13 protein-coding genes and 1 pseudogene are annotated in these 15,710 nt (G+C 58.4%); 9 read left to right on the forward strand and 5 right to left on the reverse strand.

The window, feature by feature from the left end:
• Nucleotides 1-3: 3 nt before the first annotated feature.
• Together LG31_RS0111630 and LG31_RS0111635 are read right to left on the reverse strand one after the other, a co-directional pair.
• A complete protein-coding gene (locus LG31_RS0111630) occupies nucleotides 4-1,035 on the reverse strand; it encodes a FecCD family ABC transporter permease (RefSeq protein ID WP_033114631.1) in 1,032 nt (343 codons plus the stop codon).
• A complete protein-coding gene (locus tag LG31_RS0111635; protein WP_033114632.1) occupies nucleotides 1,032-1,883 on the reverse strand; it encodes a heme/hemin ABC transporter substrate-binding protein in 852 nt (283 codons plus the stop codon). Before LG31_RS0111635 ends, LG31_RS0111630 begins: the two co-directional genes overlap by 4 nt.
• 167 nt (nucleotides 1,884-2,050) lie before the next feature.
• Between LG31_RS0111635 and hutX the strand changes: the two genes are divergently transcribed.
• Nucleotides 2,051-2,563, forward strand: a complete 513-nt coding sequence (gene hutX / locus LG31_RS0111640; protein ID WP_033114633.1) for a heme utilization cystosolic carrier protein HutX — start codon at nucleotides 2,051-2,053, stop codon at nucleotides 2,561-2,563.
• Nucleotides 2,560-3,117, forward strand: a complete 558-nt coding sequence (hutZ, locus tag LG31_RS0111645) for a heme utilization protein HutZ (RefSeq protein WP_033114634.1) — start codon at nucleotides 2,560-2,562, stop codon at nucleotides 3,115-3,117. The genes hutX and hutZ overlap by 4 nt, the downstream gene beginning before the upstream one ends.
• A gap of 77 nt (nucleotides 3,118-3,194) precedes the next feature.
• Here the strand turns inward: hutZ and LG31_RS0111650 are convergent, their stop codons facing one another.
• The 3 genes from LG31_RS0111650 to LG31_RS0111660 are packed head-to-tail and all read right to left on the reverse strand — an operon-like array spanning nucleotide 3,195 to nucleotide 5,165.
• The gene (locus LG31_RS0111650) at nucleotides 3,195-3,578 is read right to left on the reverse strand and encodes a hypothetical protein (protein WP_033114635.1); all 384 of its coding nucleotides are present in this window, start codon (nucleotides 3,576-3,578) and stop codon (nucleotides 3,195-3,197) included.
• A 37-nt stretch (nucleotides 3,579-3,615) separates the two neighbouring features.
• A complete protein-coding gene (locus tag LG31_RS0111655) occupies nucleotides 3,616-4,170 on the reverse strand; it encodes a cysteine hydrolase family protein (protein WP_033114636.1) in 555 nt (184 codons plus the stop codon).
• Between the two features lie 26 nt (nucleotides 4,171-4,196).
• A complete protein-coding gene (locus LG31_RS0111660; RefSeq protein WP_033114702.1) occupies nucleotides 4,197-5,165 on the reverse strand; it encodes a ChaN family lipoprotein in 969 nt (322 codons plus the stop codon).
• 181 nt (nucleotides 5,166-5,346) lie between these two features.
• Here LG31_RS0111660 and LG31_RS0111665 point away from each other — a divergent pair, with 181 nt between their 5' ends.
• From LG31_RS0111665 to tssC, 7 genes and pseudogenes are all read left to right on the forward strand, one after another.
• Nucleotides 5,347-7,452: a TonB-dependent hemoglobin/transferrin/lactoferrin family receptor gene (locus LG31_RS0111665; protein ID WP_033114637.1), complete on the forward strand. Its 2,106-nt coding sequence runs from the start codon at nucleotides 5,347-5,349 to the stop codon at nucleotides 7,450-7,452.
• 136 nt (nucleotides 7,453-7,588) lie between these two features.
• A complete protein-coding gene (locus tag LG31_RS0111670; protein WP_238567515.1) occupies nucleotides 7,589-8,467 on the forward strand; it encodes a LuxR family transcriptional regulator in 879 nt (292 codons plus the stop codon).
• Between the two features lie 228 nt (nucleotides 8,468-8,695).
• Nucleotides 8,696-9,214 (forward strand): type VI secretion system effector Hcp1, encoded by a 519-nt coding sequence (gene hcp1, locus LG31_RS0111675; protein ID WP_005332563.1) that lies wholly within the window; start codon nucleotides 8,696-8,698, stop codon nucleotides 9,212-9,214.
• A 333-nt stretch (nucleotides 9,215-9,547) separates the two neighbouring features.
• Nucleotides 9,548-11,488: pseudogene (locus LG31_RS0111680) on the forward strand (type VI secretion system Vgr family protein); the annotation flags it as partial.
• Nucleotides 11,489-11,602: 114 nt separating this feature from the next.
• Entirely contained in the window at nucleotides 11,603-12,991 is a 1,389-nt protein-coding gene (locus LG31_RS0111685; RefSeq protein ID WP_420796192.1) for an SEL1-like repeat protein, read from the forward strand.
• Nucleotides 12,992-13,682: 691 nt separating this feature from the next.
• Nucleotides 13,683-14,186 (forward strand): type VI secretion system contractile sheath small subunit, encoded by a 504-nt coding sequence (tssB, locus tag LG31_RS0111690; protein ID WP_033114640.1) that lies wholly within the window; start codon nucleotides 13,683-13,685, stop codon nucleotides 14,184-14,186.
• Nucleotides 14,187-14,224: 38 nt separating this feature from the next.
• Nucleotides 14,225-15,706 (forward strand): type VI secretion system contractile sheath large subunit, encoded by a 1,482-nt coding sequence (gene tssC, locus LG31_RS0111695; protein WP_033114641.1) that lies wholly within the window; start codon nucleotides 14,225-14,227, stop codon nucleotides 15,704-15,706.
• Nucleotides 15,707-15,710 lie beyond the last annotated feature (4 nt).

Genomic DNA, 15,710 nt, shown 5'->3' on the forward strand with positions numbered 1-15,710 from the left:
GTGTTAGAGCGCGCGGCGGCTCTTGATCAGCAGCCAGATGAAAAAGGGTGCACCGAGCAGGGCGGTAATGATGCCGACCGGCAGCTCGGCCGGGGCCAACAGGGTGCGCGCCAGCATGTCGGCCCCCAGCAGCAGGGCGGCTCCCATCAGGGCTGAGAGGGGAAGCAGTCTGACATGGTTGGGGCCGGCCAGCAGCCGTACCAGATGGGGTACCACCAGTCCAACAAAGCCGATCATTCCCGATACCGCCACCGCCACGCCGACACCGGCGGCGGTGAGTAGAATCAGGCGACGCTTGAGCGACTGCACATCGATCCCCAGATGGCGGGCTTCCCCTTCGCCGAGCAGCAGGGCGTTGAGGGGATTGGCATCGCGCATAAAGAGCCACAGCAGGGCCGCCAGCGTAAGCAGCGCCAGCACCATGTCGGCCGGTTTGCCGGCGGCCAGGGTGCCCATCTGCCAGAGGCTGAGATCCCGCAGCATCTGATCGTCGGCGAGATAGCTGAGCAGGCCGATCACCGCGCCCGAGAGCGCCGTGATGGCGACCCCGGCCAGCAGCATGACGGTCACCGAGGTGCCACCTTCCCGGGTTCCGAGCAGATAGACCAGAGTGGTGGTCAGCGCACCGCCGAGAAAGGCGAGCAGCGGCAATAGCCCGACGCCGAGCAGCTGTTGGAGGGACTGACCGAGAGGGGCCAGCAGCACGATGGCAAGGGCCGCACCGAGCGCCGCACCGCCGGAGACCCCTATGATGCCGGGGTCTGCAAGGGGATTGCGAAACAGCCCCTGCATCACGGCGCCACAGAGCCCGAGGATCCCGCCGACTGCGATGCAGAGCAGGGTGCGAGGGAGTCTAATCTCCTGCACGATCAAGAGCTTGTGGGCCTCAATCCCGCTCCCCTGTCCGGCATAGAGTGCGCGCAGGCTCTCGCTCAGGGTGAGCGCCATCGGCCCGGTTGCCAGCGAACCGAGCAGCAGCAGGGCGAGGGCGGCCGTGGTGAGGGCCAGCAGCCAGGGGAGGGGCAAGCGCATCATGACCCCTGTTTGAGCCACTGGGCGATCTGGTTCGCCTGCTGCAGGGAGTTGAGGCTCAGGCCCCCTTGCAGGGCATGGCCGTCGATGGCGTGAATGGCGTTGCGCTTGCCGGCCGGGGTGGCGGCCAGTGCGGGTACTTCGGCCAGCACCTTGGCCGGATCGGCGTAGCGTTGCCAGTCACGGCCGCTGACCAGCACCAGATCGGGCTGCATCTCGATAAGGGATTCGGCGGAGACGGGTTTGTAGTTGCGCAGCGTGGCTGCGGTATTGGTGCCGCCAGCCAGCGTAAGCAGGGCGCCGGCGGTGGTGTCGCCCCCGGCAATGCTCACCGGTTGCCCCTTGTGCAGCAGCAGGAAGGCAACTTTGAGCGGCTTGTTAAGTTTGGCTTGTGCCGCCAGCTGTTCGGTCTGGCTCTGGATCTGCTGTTTGAGCTGCTCGCCCGCGGCCTTGTCATCCAGCAGGCTAGCCAGGGTATCGATACGCTCATTGAGGTTGGCCAGGGTCGGTGCCGTTTCCAGTACTTCTACGTTGACCCCGGCACGGCGCAGCTGATCGAGGGTTGGCGCCGGTCCCATCTCGTCGCTGCCGACCACCAGAGTGGGTGCCAGACTGAGGATCCCTTCGGCTGCCAGTGCGCGCTGATAACCCACCTTGGGCAACCCTTTTGGCAAGGGGCTGCTGACATCGGTCGCAACGAGGCGATCGTCGCCACCGAGCGCCAGAATGAGTTCAGTGGTGGCCGGGCCAATACTGACGATGCGGGTATTGGGCGCTTCGGCAGCATGAGTGAACAGGGGGAGCAGAGAGCTGCTCAGCAGGGTGAGTGCGAGGGCAAGAGGACGGCCCATGCTAACCTCCGACAATAGGGTGAAACGGATGTGCCGCCGAGAATATCAAGGGTTTGAATAAAATGCACTGAGAATGATAGCAATTATCAATTGCATTGATTCTGGTGCTTTATTAGAGTAGCCGCCATGATAAACAGCGAGGCTGGTGCCTCGCCGAGGGAGAAACGATGAGCATTGCACAACGCATTCAGGAGATGCTGGAGCAGGATCCCAGCGCTCACCCTTCAACCATTGCGACCCAGCTGGCCGTCAGCGAGTGGGAGGTGGTTCGCCAGCTGCCCGCGGAGCTGGTGACCCTGTTGCCCGCCGATCGCGCACAAGCTCTGCTGGACGATCTGGCCGACTGGGGTCCGGTAACTACCATCGTCGAGTCGGAAGGTTCCATCTTCGAAGTGAAGGCGCCGTTCCCGAAGGGGAAAGATGCGCGTGGCTACTACAACCTGATGGGGCGCGACGGTGAGCTGCACGGTCATCTCAAGCTCGACAACGTAGCGGGGATTGCGCTGGTCAGCAAGCTGTTCATGGGCAAGGAGGGGCACTCCTTCCAGTTCTTCGGCCATTCCGGTCGCTGCATTTTCAAGGTTTATCTCGGCCGCGATGAGAAGCGCCAGTTGCTGGCCGATCAGGTCACCCGTTTCATGGCCCTGCGCCACCCGTCTCAAGAGGAAGTAAAAGCATGAGTGAACGTCAGGAGCGTCTGCAGAACCGTCTGCAACCGGAGATCCGCGAGTTTCGCGACAGCTGCCGTACCCTGCAGCTCGCCACCGTCGACAGCGAAGGCAATCCCAACGCCAGCTATGCGCCGTTTGTGCTGCAGGAGGATGGCTACTATGTGCTGATCTCCGAGATCGCCCGCCACGCCCGCAACCTGCAGCAGGTGCCCCGGGTATCCCTGATGCTGATCGAGGATGAGAGTGGGGCCCGCGAGCTGTTTGCCCGCAAGCGTCTGACGTTTGATGCCGTTGCCGAAGTGGTCGCCCGTGACGACGCTCGCTGGAGCAAGGCCGTGGCTGCACTGGAAGGGCGTTTTGGCGAGATCATCAAGGGGCTCTCCAACCTCAAGGACTTCAAACTGTTCCGCCTCAAGCCGGAGCAGGGGCTGTTCGTCAAGGGCTTCGGCCAGGCGTTCGCGGTCTCCGGTGACGAGCTGGTGGATTTCGTCCATCTGGTGGAAGGGCACAAGCGCATCGACAACGGTGCCGAGCTCACCAGCCCGGCCGATGCGCCGGTCTGACGACACGACATCAGTCACAACAAAACGGGCAGCCAATTGGCCGCCCGTTTTTTATTGCGTTATCTCATCCGGATTGCTTAATCCTGCCAGGAGGCCTTGTTGGGGAAGGTGCTGCGATCGGCAGCGGTTGCAGTCTCGTTACACTCACCCCGCACCTTCCAGGAGGTCTGGCTCAGTACTATGTACCCTTCCCTGCAGTACTTTTTGCTGGCAAGGGTCTGGGTCAGCAGGTTCTCCTGCAATGCTTCCCGCTGCTCCAGCAACCGTTGACTCTGGGCCGCAGAGAGGCCGCGCGGCAAGGTGTCGTTGGGCGCGGCTTCAAAGGTGAACCGCTTGCTTCCCTCCTCGTTGATGTGGGTCAGAAACAGAGGTTCCGGCCCGTCATACTTCTGGCCGGGCAAGCTGGAGCAGGCCGACAGCAGGGGAACAATCAACAACAGGGTGGCAGACAACTGGCGCACGACAGACTCCGGTGAGAAACGAGGCGAGGCTCGCAGATTAGCACGGCTGCAGGGCGGGTGTTACTGCCAGCAGTTCGTCGGTGGTGAGCAGGGTGACACTGCGCCCCTCCGGCAGGCTGAGGTGGCGCCACATCCAGTGATGGTGCTCGATGATCTGGAGCGCGTTCAGGTGTGGGCGGTCGGCGGTGGTGTGGCCATCGCTCAGCACCAGCACCTCGAAGCCATGAGAAGCGGCACTGCGCACCGTGGTGTCGACGCAAAAATCGGTGGCACAGCCACAGATAATCAGTCGATCGACCGGCTGCTCAGCCAGCAGGAAGGCGAGCTCGGTGTCGAGAAAGCTGTCACAGGCCGTCTTGCGTACCCGGCTCTCTCCCTTGGCCGGTTGCAGCGCACTGTGCAACTGCCAACCCGGGGTGCCCGGTTCCAGTTCGGTACCGGGGGGCGAGTCATGCTGGATATAAATGACCCGTCCCTGCTGCTGCCTGACATGGGCCGCCGCCCGGTTGATATTGGCCAGCATTTGTTCCTGGCGGTAACGGGGCTCGTTGAACAAGCCTTGCTGCACATCGATGATCAGTAACACATCCATTTTCTTACCCGCCGTTTCCTTGAAGATTAGGGTTGCAGCCACTGGCTGCAGTCACGACTGCGGGATTGATGCAGCGCGCCCATATCTTGCTTCATCTCGTCACTGTTTTGCCAGCGCTTAGGCAGCGGCATGATGGTTACCTGCACATCGGCTGCGCGATCTGCAACAGAGGTCTCATCTGTACGGGGGACGACCAGTGCCACCTTGAGTGCCGGATTGCGGCTGGCGATGCGACTGGCAATCCCGAGCCCTCCCTCGACGTGGAAATTGCCGGCGATATGCATGATCTGCTGGCCCGGGTGCTTGGCGAGATAATCCACCATGCTCTCGGCGATGGTGTCGTCCCAGCTGGTCTGGGCGGCGAAGCGGCGGGCGTTGCTGTCGGCATCTCCATGGTGCATGGAGGCCATGAACTTCTGGCGATAGGGGTCATCACCCAGCGTCAGTTGGCGGGCCAGTTGGCTGCGGCGCGTTGCCGGCAGTTTGTCGATCCAGGCGGCACCTTCCTGACCGATGCAGCTCACCAGCGGTTTGGGGGCGTTGGCGGCGATCACCGGCATGTGGTGCGCCTTGGCGAACTCCACCAGCGGGCGATAGTCGCTCGGGTAGTTGGGCCAGGCATGCCCTTCACGGATGAGCGCAGCTTCACCTATCTTGCCTGCCAGATAGGCATCAAGGGTCGCTTGATCGGCCCGGCTGAACTGCTCCATGGAGAGGGTCAGCTCCCGTCCGTTTTGCTCTGCTTGCTGATACAGGGCGCTCAGCAGCCGTGACTGCAACAGGTGGATGGCTGGGTGGGTGTGCAGTTCACCCACCAGAATGATGTCGGCCTCCGCGAGACGGGCAGTGGCCTGATCCAGAGTCAGGGCTTCCTGCTGCGAACCACCCAACTGATAGTCATAGAGGGTCGCCAGTGGTGGGGATACTGGTGGCTGGCTGGTGGCGCAGCCAGCCAGCAGCAGGGGCAGAGCAAGCAGAGGGAGTCGTTTCATCAGCAATCTCGCGGCATAGAGAGGCCCGAACAGGGTTTGTGTCACAGGCATAAAACAGGAAATAGCTGGCAGTGTAAAACTAACAATTCTCTTTTTAAATGATAATGATTCTTTTTTATTGATCTTTGGGTTGGGGTGGGTAAGATGCGGCCTGTTTGATAATAGTTCTCAATAAGGATTCGCTGTGACCCATCAAAACGCACTCTCTCTGGTCGCGCTCGCCGTAGCGGCCGGTCTCTCCTCCCAGGTCTTTGCTGCCACCCAAAAGGCAGATGAAGTCGTGGTCGTCAGCGGCTCACGGATGGAGCAGAAGCTGGAAGATGTCTCCGGCCCCATTTCGGTGATCACCGCCAAACAGATCGAAGAGCAGGTGGTGACCGATGCTGCTGATCTGTTCCGCTATGAACCCGGTGTCGCCGTGCTGGGCGGGCAGGGAGATGCCCAGACCTTCATCATCCGCGGTATGGGTGAGAACCGGGTCAAGGTGGTGCGTGACGGGGTACGCCAGAACGATGCCTACAGCAAGGGCGGAGTGGGTCAGAGCTATTTCGATACCGACATGATCAAGCAGGTGGAAGTGGCCAAGGGGCCAGCATCCGCGGCTTATGGTTCTGATGCGCTGGGTGGCGTTATCGCCATCACCACCAAGGATGCCAGCGACTTTCTCAAGGGCAAGGATAGCTATCTGGATGTGACCAGCGGTTACGCCTCCAGCAGCCACCAGAAGATGGCTGGCTTTACCGGCGCCCTGCGTACCGGTGACGTGGAGAACCTGCTGCGTTACACCTGGCGCGATGGTGGCGTCACCCAGAACTACGATTCAACCAAGAACGATTTCGATATCGGCACTCACGCCCTGCTGCTCAAGAGCAAGTGGAACCTTTCAGATGAGCAGTTCCTCAAGCTGACCGTCGACTATCTGACCGATGGCGAGGAGCCGGACGCGGTCAAGCTCAACAAGGTGGGTAGCAGGATGGCGCAGGTTTTCGAGCAGCCCATCACCGACAAGCAGACCGATAACCTGTCGCTGGTGCTGGATCACGGCATCGCGTTGAATCAGGGTTGGGCCGACCGGATGGATACCAAGGTCTACTTCGGACGTACCAAGCAGACACTGGATCAGTACGCCTCATCCAAATATCCGGTTAACCCGCGCAACCCCTATGTGACCAAAAACTCGCTGGATCACAACGTGTTCGAGCAGAAGAACCTCGGCGCTCAGCTGCAGTTCCACAAGGCGGTGGCCAACCATCGTCTGGCCTGGGGAGCCGAGTATGAGCACACCGACAACGAACGCTCCCGCTACAAGGGACCGACCAAACCGAATGATTTTGTCGGCTACAACGAGCTGAGCTTCCCGGCTACCACCAGCGAGCGTGGCGCCCTGTGGGCCTTCGACGAGATGAAGTTTGGCGAGCGCTGGGTGCTGACGCCGGGCGCCCGCTACGACTACTACCGGATGACCCCGGACAATGATCCCGCCTACACCGGGGATCAGTTGCACAAGTTCTCCGAAGGGGAGATCTCGCCCAAGCTCGGACTGGTGTTCAAGGCGCACGAGGCGGCCAACCTGTTCGCCCAGTACAGCCACGGCTTCAAGGCTCCCATGTATGACAGCTCCTTCTCCACCCTGAACCATCAGGCGTATGGCTATCGCATCGAGCCGAACCCGAACCTCAACCCGGAGAGCAGCGACGGGATCGATCTCGGCGTGCGTGGCAGCCACAACGGTTTCAGCTACGAGGTGGCCAGCTTCTACAACAAGTTTGATGATTTCATCGAGATGGTCGAAGTGGGTAAAGAGGGGCGCACAGCCGTCTACCAGTATCAGAACCTGAGCAAGGCGACCACCAAGGGGGTCGAAGCGAAAGCGGATTACTGGCTGACCGATCTGGTCAACGTCTGGGGCAACCTCGCCTACATCGACGGCAAGGATGGCGATGGCAACTACATCAACAGCCTGAGCCCGCTCAATGGCTCGGTCGGCGTGCGGCTGGAGCAGGAGAAGTGGAACTTCAACACTGCGCTGCGCTTTGCCGACGACATGGACAAGGTACGCAAGGATACCAAGGGCAACGAGTATGCGAAGGCGGCCGGTTGGGGCGTGGTGGACATGTATGCCCAGTTCAACCCGATGCAGGATCTGCAGCTCAACGTCGGTCTCTTCAACCTGTTTGACAAGGAGTACACCCGTTACGAACGCATTGCCGGCCGTGATGCAGGTTCTGATAACAGCCTGATGACCGAGCCGGGCCGTAACCTCAGCGCCCGCGTCAAATACACATTCTAAGAAGCGACAACACACGCAATGAACCCGGACTTGAGTCCGCTACGAATCCCCGCCCTGACAGGCGGGGATTTTTTTATGAGGCATCCGGAGATTGTGATGCCAGTTCGTCATAGAGGCCATAAAAGCAGCATTTTCTTTGCGTAAACAAGATATTGTGCTATTTGTTCCATGCTTAATAACATCTAGAACAGTTTGGCAACGGGGAAATGCGCTTTTGACTTCTACATCCCCCCACACTTTCGAGACTACCAACGCACTTGAGCTGATCACCCGGTTCAATGACGCATCCAATGAACAGACAATACTCGCTCTGCTGCGCCAGATCTGTGAGTTGATGGGATTTGACTACTTTCGCTTGGGATTTATCTCGCCCAGCTCCATTCAGCGGCCGGATGTGCGGATCTTCAACGGCTGCCCGAGCGACTGGGTTGCACTTTATGAAGAACGCGGCCTTTTCGCTGTGGATCCTGTCGTGCGCAAAGGAATGGCTCAAAGCACGCCAATTCTTTGGGCCAACCTCATCACCGAATGTTGTGACCAGCAAGACAGCGCCGGGCTGGAAGTGATGCTGTTGGCTCAGGAGGCTGGCTTGCGCGATGGCATCACCATCCCCTGGCACGGTGCAAATGGTCATATTGGACTGTTCTCATTGATTACCAGTGAGCCCCGCACCGAACATCAATGGTTGACTGCCATCCCGTTTCTGAGCTGGCTGGCGACCCATATCTTTGAAGCCGTAGCCAGGGTCTGCATTGCTGCCATGCCTCCTCGAGAGATGTTGACCACTCGCGAGCTGGAGGTGTGCCAATGGGCTGCAGAGGGCAAACAGGTCAGCGATATTGCCCAGATCCTCGATATCAAACCCAGAACCGTGACCTTCCATCTGGAGAGAATTGCGGAGAAGCTGGGGGCAAGCAGCAAAAATCAGGCGATTTCCTGGGCCCTCAAGCAGGGGGTGGTCAAGCTCAATATTGATGCCGCGCAGGTCGAGAATGTGCTCGATAACAGTGAGTAGTTCTGTTCTAGGCAATCAATTGCTCATCTGGTAGATGAAATTGCTGTCTGTGCGAACTGTGCCGGTTAAAATGTTCTGCCTGCGCAATTTATTGCATGGTTACACTTGGGGTGCTCAGCAGGTAATGGTTAAGGTGTTGATTTTTAAAAGGTAAAAAAATGGCATGGTCGCTGCTAATAGTCTGGTCGAGTGCTATCTCGTTTAACCAATCTATTTAGGAGCATACACATGCCAACTCCATGTTATATCAGCATCGAAGGTAAAACCCAGGGCAATATCACCGCCGGTGCCTTCACCTCCGATTCCGTCGGCAACATCTTCGTACAAGGTCACGAAGACGAGATGCTGGTACAAGAGTTCCAGCACGTTGTGACTGTCCCGACCGACCCGCAATCCGGTCAGCCGGCTGGTCAGCGTGTCCACAAGCCGTTCAAGTTCACCGTTGCCCTGAACAAAGCCGTGCCGCTGATGTACAACTCCCTGGCTTCCGGCGAGATGCTGCCGAAAGTGACCCTGAAGTGGTACCGCACCTCTGTTGAGGGCAAGCAGGAGCACTTCTTCTCCACCGTGCTGACCGATGCCACCATCGTTGACATCGACTGCCAGATGCCGCACTGCCAGGACCCGGCGAAGTCTGACTTCACCCAGCTTATCCAGGTCTCCATGGCTTACCGCAAGATTGACTGGGAACACACCGTTGCCGGTACTTCCGGTGCGGACGACTGGCGTGCGCCCATCGAGGCCTAATCCTCGTTTTGAAACTTTGGTATTCCTTGCAAGTAGTTATGTGTCTTATGGGCCGGTTGCCAAACCGGCCCTCTTAGCCCGTATTTCTCCGGCCCGCTCAGGTAGCCGGAGCTTTTCTGTTTTGCCATCCCTCTGCCGCGGTTTCGATTCATGCGGGGGGATGGCAAAGCACTAAAGGGTGTCCTGTGATGCAGACCCAATCCGCCCGTAACCCGTGTTCGCCGCTATCTTGGTTGCCCGTTGTGGCACCGGAGAGGGCGGTAGCGTGGTTTGGCGGTTGGGGTTTTGAAGAGGGGCGCAGACATCGCGTGGCCGTGACAAGAGGGGAGAGCCATGGCTAATCAAACCGGATTGCAATTTACCGTCAAGGTGGGGGCGCTGCCCGAGAGCACCTTCGTGGTGGCGAGTTTCCAGCTGGACGAGGGGCTGAACCGGCCGTTCAACCTGCGCCTTGAGCTGGCCAGCAGCCAGCCCGATGTCGACTTTGGCGCCGTGCTGGACCAGCCGTGCGAGCTGATGGTGTGGTACAACGGCGAGCTGCAGCGCAGGGTGTGCGGGGTAGTGAGCGAGTTTGCCCAAGGGGACAGCGGCTTTCGCCGTACCCGTTACCGCATTGAGGTGAAACCCGCCCTGTGGCGGCTGGGGCTGCGCCAGAACTCACGCATCTTTCAGGCGCAGAAGCCCGATGAAATCCTCAGTATCCTGCTGCAAGAGCACGGCATCACCGATTACGCCTTTGCGCTCAAGAATGAGCATGCCCAGCGGGAGTATTGCGTCCAGTATCGCGAAAGCGACCTCGATTTCGTGAACCGCCTCGCTGCCGAAGAGGGTTTGTTCTACTTCCACGAGTTTGAAGCAGGCAAGCACCGCATCGTCTTTGCCGACGACGCGGCAGCCCTGACGGCCGGCCCCGAGCTCTTCTTCAACCTCGGCAACCGCTCGCTGGAACAAGGCCCTTACGTGCGCCAGTTCCACTACCGCGAGGCGGTACGGCCAAGCGATGTGGAGCTCAAAGACTACAGCTTCAAGACCCCGGCCTATGGCCTCTCCCACAAGAAGCAGGGTAGCGAACTCGAGCACCAGCGCGATACCTACCAGCACTTCGACTATCCGGGCCGCTACAAGCAGGACCCGAGTGGCAAGGCGTTTACCCAGCACCGGCTCGATGCGCTGCGCAATGATGCGGTGGCGGGTAGCGGCAAATCCAATAGCGCCGCGTTGCTACCGGGCCAGCACTTCTCACTCACCGAACACCCCAACGGCAGCCTTAACACCGACTGGCAAATCGTCCATATCCGCCACACCGGTGAACAACCCCAAGCGCTGGAAGAGGAGGGGGGTAGCGGCCCGACCGTCTACCACAACGAATTTGGCGTAGTGAAAGCCAGCACCACCTGGCGTGCCCGCATCGGCAGCTCCGAGGCGCCCTACAAACCGATGGTGGATGGCCCGCAAATCGCCATGGTGGTGGGCCCCGAAGGGGAGGAGATTTACTGCGACGAACATGGCCGGGTGAAACTGCAATTCCCGTGGGACCGCTACGGCAACTCCAACGACCAGAGCTCCTGCTGGGTGCGAGTGAGCCAAGGCTGGGCCGGTGGTCAGTACGGCATGATGGCCATCCCGCGTATCGGCCACGAGGTCATTGTTAGCTTCCTAGAGGGAGACCCCGACCAGCCCATCGTGACGGGTCGCACCTTCCACGCCACCAACCGGCCGCCGTATGAGCTACCCGCCCACAAGACCCGCACCGTGCTGCGCACCGAGACCCACAAGGGCGAGGGCTTCAACGAGCTGCGTTTTGAAGACCAGGCAGGGCAGGAAGAGATTTACATCCACGGTCAGAAGGACCTGAACGTGCTTATCGAAAACGATGCGGCCTGGCATATCAAGCATGACGAGCATCGGGATATCGACAACGAGCGGGTCACTCGCATCAAGGGCAATGACCACCTGACGGTGGAGGGGGAGAAGCGTGACCACATCAAGGCGGACTATTCGCTGACGGTGGATGCCTCCATGCATCAGAAGCTGGGGCAGAGCTGGCTTGCTCAGGCGGGGCAGGAGATGCACGTCAAGAGTGGTGCCAAGGTGGTTCTGGAGGCAGGGTCAGAGATCAGCGTCAAGGTCGGTGGCTGCTTTATCAAGGTCGATGGGGGCGGGGTCACTCTGGTTGGCCCCACCATCAAGATGAACTCGGGTGGTGCTGCCGGATCTGGCTCCGGGTGTTCGACCCAAGCGCCTCTGTTACCCAAAGCCGTCGTGCCGGAACCTCGCTAGGGGTGCTGCTGATGCAGCGCGGCATCCATTTTCACATTTACGGGTGTTTCGGGTGGTGATGATTTCATATCGTCATTGCCCGGCACCCTTCGTTCGTTATTTTTACTTATGCAAAAAAGCAAAATGAATAAAAAAAATTTATGGTGCGTGCTGGCTGTCGCTCTGCTAGCCGGTTGTGCCACGACAAACTCGTCTGTGAGTGATGCCAAGCTTGCTAAAGAGGCAAAACAGGGCAATGGCAAGGCGCAGTATGAACTTGCCAAACGGCTGGCGGCGCAGCCCGACTATCCGCAAGCCATGCACTGGATGCAGCAGGCGGCAGGCCAGAGTGGTCCTCTGGCTGCCGATAACAAGGTTCGCGGAGCTGCCGCTCTGCAGGTTGGCCACTGGTATCAGTTGGGATTGGGCGAGCCGAAAAGCCCGCAACTGGCGGAACAGTGGTGGCAACGGGCATCCCGGCTGGGCAATCGTGAAGCCAGCTATCAGTTGGGGCTTTCCTGTCGCAGCGAACATCAGGGCAAGCTGGCAAGTGACTGTCTCGACTGGTTTGAGCGGGCGGCCAGGCAGGATCACGCTGGGGCTCAGTTGATCCTGGGGGAATGGTATGCCAGCCAGCCTGGTGCCGATCAGGATGCCATCGAGTGGTTGGAAAAGTCAGCCGAGCAAGGTAACCGCGATGCCCAGTATCAGCTTGCGCTGCGTTATCAGCAGGGAAAGGGAGTGGTCAAACGTCCCGATATTGCCATGCGCTGGTTCGAGAAGGCGGCAGCCCAGCAGCACCCTGATGCTCTCTATGTCCTTGCCACCGAGGCAAGCCCCAGAACGGCATTCGAGGCCTATCAACGCGCCGCCAATGCCGGTTCTACACCTGCCCAGCTCTGGCTTGGCATGGCCTATCTGGCGGGTGAGCTGGTCGCAGCCGATCCGGCATTGGGACGCTACTGGCTGGAGTTGGCGGCAGGTAACGGCGCTCATGAAGCGGAGTACCAGCTTAGCCTGCAGCAGAGCGATGCATCGTCGCGGGAGCACTGGTTGTCGCTGGCGGCGCAAGGGGGGATCAGCAAGGCTCAGGTCGAGTTGGCCACTTTGCAGCAGGAGCGGGGAGAGCTGGAGTTGGCCCGTGAGGGGTTCGCGCTGGCCAGCAAACAGGGTGAGCTGGATGCTCAATACGCCTATGGCGAGATGCTGCGTCTCGGTCAGGGGGGCAAGGAGGATTATGGCCTTGCCCTGAAGCAGTACCGGCTTGCGGCCAATGCCGGTCATCGGGAGGCGCAATATCGCATGGGGATGATGCGGGATCAGGGTCTGGGAGCCCCGCGCAACAGATTGCATGCTTATGCATGGTATTTGCTGGCGGCTACCGACGGTAACAAGGAGGCAACCCAGGCGAGAAATGAACTGGAAAAAGAGATGACCGAAAAGGAGAAAAGCGCTGGTCAAAAATTGGCGCAGCACTGGTTTGATCGTCTTGCCAAAGGTAAACAACTGGACAGTTGATAAACAGTATGTTGATGGGGGAGTTGGCGTTTCCCATTCTTCCTGATAATGGTGTTTATGAATTTAATTATCAGTGAGCAGCCTTGGTGTGCTCTCATTGATTGCCTGATAGCTGATTTCTGCTCATTGATTGTGCGGGATGATGTGAGCAAGATGCACTGATTTCCTTGAAGAGGTGGACGACAGAAGCTGTCGTTCACCTCTTTTTTTGTCATTTTTTTTGGGAGTTTTCTGACGGCAAATTCAGCTATTGCGGTTGGCTTTTTTGAGAGGGGGTTGTTAATTACTTACCGTAATAAACGCGTGCAGTGCACACACAGAGATTTTTGTGTAACATGTTGATTTTATTTGTTTTTATTTTATGTTGAATTTGTTTTTTGCTTGGTGGATAGAAATGAATCATTGACTTGACAATATATGGACATATACCATGCGGCGCAAATGGCTCTTAAGCCAAAATGACCTCAAACAAAGAGTTGAGGCGTATCGGGTTGTATAGATAACAAGATGGATATTGTGTTTTTGATTATTAGAGCAATTGCTTGAGATATATCGAAAACGCATCCTTGGTCGATGCTATTGCCACCGAAAATAGCGATGGCACCGTCAACTGTCATTTTTTACAGTTGCCGGAGAAAGTGTTGACTATAAGCTTTGTGGCCTTGTTGGCCCTTAACTTGGTATTTAGAGCATGGGAAAAGGAATTGACGGCGCCACTGTTGCGCCCAAAGAGCGTATCAATATCAAATATGTACCGGCAACCGGTGGTCAGCAGGCGGAAATTGAACTTCCGCTGACCATGATGGTAGTTGGTAATATGAAAGGGCGTACCGAAGAAACCCCTATCGAGGAGCGCCAGACCGTCTCCATCGACAAGAATAATTTCTCTTCAGTCATGAAAGAATCCGCACTGGAACTGAAGTTTTCCGTTCCCAATCGCCTGGAAGAAAACAGCCAGGACGAGATGCCGGTTTCGATCAAGATCCAGTCTCTGGAAGATTTCACCCCGGACAGCGTTGCCCAGCAGGTTCCCGAGCTGCGCAAGCTGCTTGAACTGCGCGAAGCACTGGTTGCCCTGAAAGGGCCGTTGGGGAATATCCCTGCCTTCCGCAACCGCTTGCAGGATCTGCTGTCCAGTGATGAAGCCCGTGAGCAGCTGCTCAAGGAGCTGGATTTGATTAAGCCTGCCGAGTGATCGCCGGGTTGGATTGACTGAACGAGAAAGGAAAAAACATGTCTTTGGTCGAAGAACAGGTTCAAGCGGGGGCAGCTGTCGCCTCCTCGTCCTCCCTGCTGGACGAAATCATGGCGCAGGCTCGCATCACTCCGGTGGATGAGGGTTACAGCGTCGCCAAGCAGGGAGTTGCAGCTCTGATCGCCAATATTCTGGATAGCGGCTCTACCGCCGAGCCGGTCAACAAGGCGCTGGTTGACAGCATGATTGTCGAGCTCGACAAGAAGCTGAGCAAGCAGATGGACGTCATCCTGCACGCCAAAGAGCTGCAGGAGATGGAGTCCTCCTGGCGCTCCCTCAAACTCCTGGTGGATCGCACCGATTTTCGCGAGAACATCAAGATCCAGGTGCTGCACGCAACCAAGGAAGAGCTGCTGGAAGATTTCGAGTTCTCGCCCGAGATCACCCAGTCCGGTCTCTACAAGCATGTCTATTCAACCGGCTACGGTCAGTTCGGCGGTCAGCCGATCGGTGCCGTGATCGGTGACTACGCCTTTACCCACAGCTCGCCCGACATCAAGCTGATGCAGTATGTCAGTGCCGTCGGTGCCATGGCCCACGCCCCCTTCATCTCCTCTGTCGCACCCGCCTTCTTCGGCGTTGACAGCTTCACCGATCTGCCCTCCATCAAGGATCTGAAATCGGTGTTCGAAGGACCGGCCTACACCAAATGGCGTTCCCTGCGTGAATCGGAAGATTCCCGCTATCTGGGCCTGACTGCGCCGCGTTTCCTGGCCCGTCTGCCCTACGATCCGACCGAGAACCCCATCAAGGGCTTCAACTACAAGGAAGATATCAGCTCGGATCACGACCACTACCTGTGGGGCAATACTGCCTATCTGATGGGCACTTCCCTGACCGACAGCTTTGCCAAGTACCGCTGGTGCCCGAACATCATCGGCCCGCAGAGCGGTGGTGCCATCCACGATCTGCCGGTGCACGTCTATGAGGCGATGGGTCAGCTGCAGGCGAAGATCCCGACCGAGGTGCTCATCACCGACCGTCGCGAGTATGAGCTCTCCGAAGAGGGTTTCATCACCCTGACCATGCGCAAGGATAGCGACAACGCCGCCTTCTTCTCTGCCAACTCGGTACAAAAGCCCAAGGTGTTCCCCAACACCAAAGAGGGCAAAGAGGCGGAGACCAACTACAAGCTGGGTACCCAGCTGCCCTACATGTTCATCATCAACCGTCTGGCGCACTACATCAAAGTGCTGCAGCGCGAGCAGATCGGCTCCTGGAAGGAGCGTCAGGATCTGGAGCGCGAGCTGAATGGCTGGATCAAGCAGTACGTTGCCGATCAGGAGAACCCGCCGGCAGACGTGCGCAGCCGTCGTCCCCTGCGTGCAGCCCAGATCAAGGTGCTGGATGTGGAAGGCGAGCCGGGCTGGTATCAGGTCGCCATGGCCGTGCGCCCGCACTTCAAGTACATGGGGGCGAGCTTCGAGCTCTCTCTGGTAGGTCGACTGGACAAGGAATAATGAC

Source organism: Aeromonas lacus (assembly GCF_000764665.1).
GTDB classification, from domain to species: domain Bacteria; phylum Pseudomonadota; class Gammaproteobacteria; order Enterobacterales; family Aeromonadaceae; genus Aeromonas; species Aeromonas lacus.

Excerpts from the sequence above, each read along its gene's own strand:
- LG31_RS0111630 (WP_033114631.1), bottom strand. The coding sequence starts at position 1,035 with ATGATGCGCTTGCCCCTCCCCTGGCTGCTGGCCCTCACCACGGCCGCC.
- LG31_RS0111635 (WP_033114632.1), bottom strand. The coding sequence starts at position 1,883 with ATGGGCCGTCCTCTTGCCCTCGCACTCACCCTGCTGAGCAGCTCTCTG.
- hutX (WP_033114633.1), top strand. The coding sequence starts at position 2,051 with ATGAGCATTGCACAACGCATTCAGGAGATGCTGGAGCAGGATCCCAGC.
- hutZ (WP_033114634.1), top strand. The coding sequence starts at position 2,560 with ATGAGTGAACGTCAGGAGCGTCTGCAGAACCGTCTGCAACCGGAGATC.
- LG31_RS0111655 (WP_033114636.1), bottom strand. The coding sequence starts at position 4,170 with ATGGATGTGTTACTGATCATCGATGTGCAGCAAGGCTTGTTCAACGAG.
- hcp1 (WP_005332563.1), top strand. The coding sequence starts at position 8,696 with ATGCCAACTCCATGTTATATCAGCATCGAAGGTAAAACCCAGGGCAAT.
- LG31_RS0111685 (WP_420796192.1), top strand. The coding sequence starts at position 11,603 with ATGCAAAAAAGCAAAATGAATAAAAAAAATTTATGGTGCGTGCTGGCT.
- tssB (WP_033114640.1), top strand. The coding sequence starts at position 13,683 with ATGGGAAAAGGAATTGACGGCGCCACTGTTGCGCCCAAAGAGCGTATC.
- tssC (WP_033114641.1), top strand. The coding sequence starts at position 14,225 with ATGTCTTTGGTCGAAGAACAGGTTCAAGCGGGGGCAGCTGTCGCCTCC.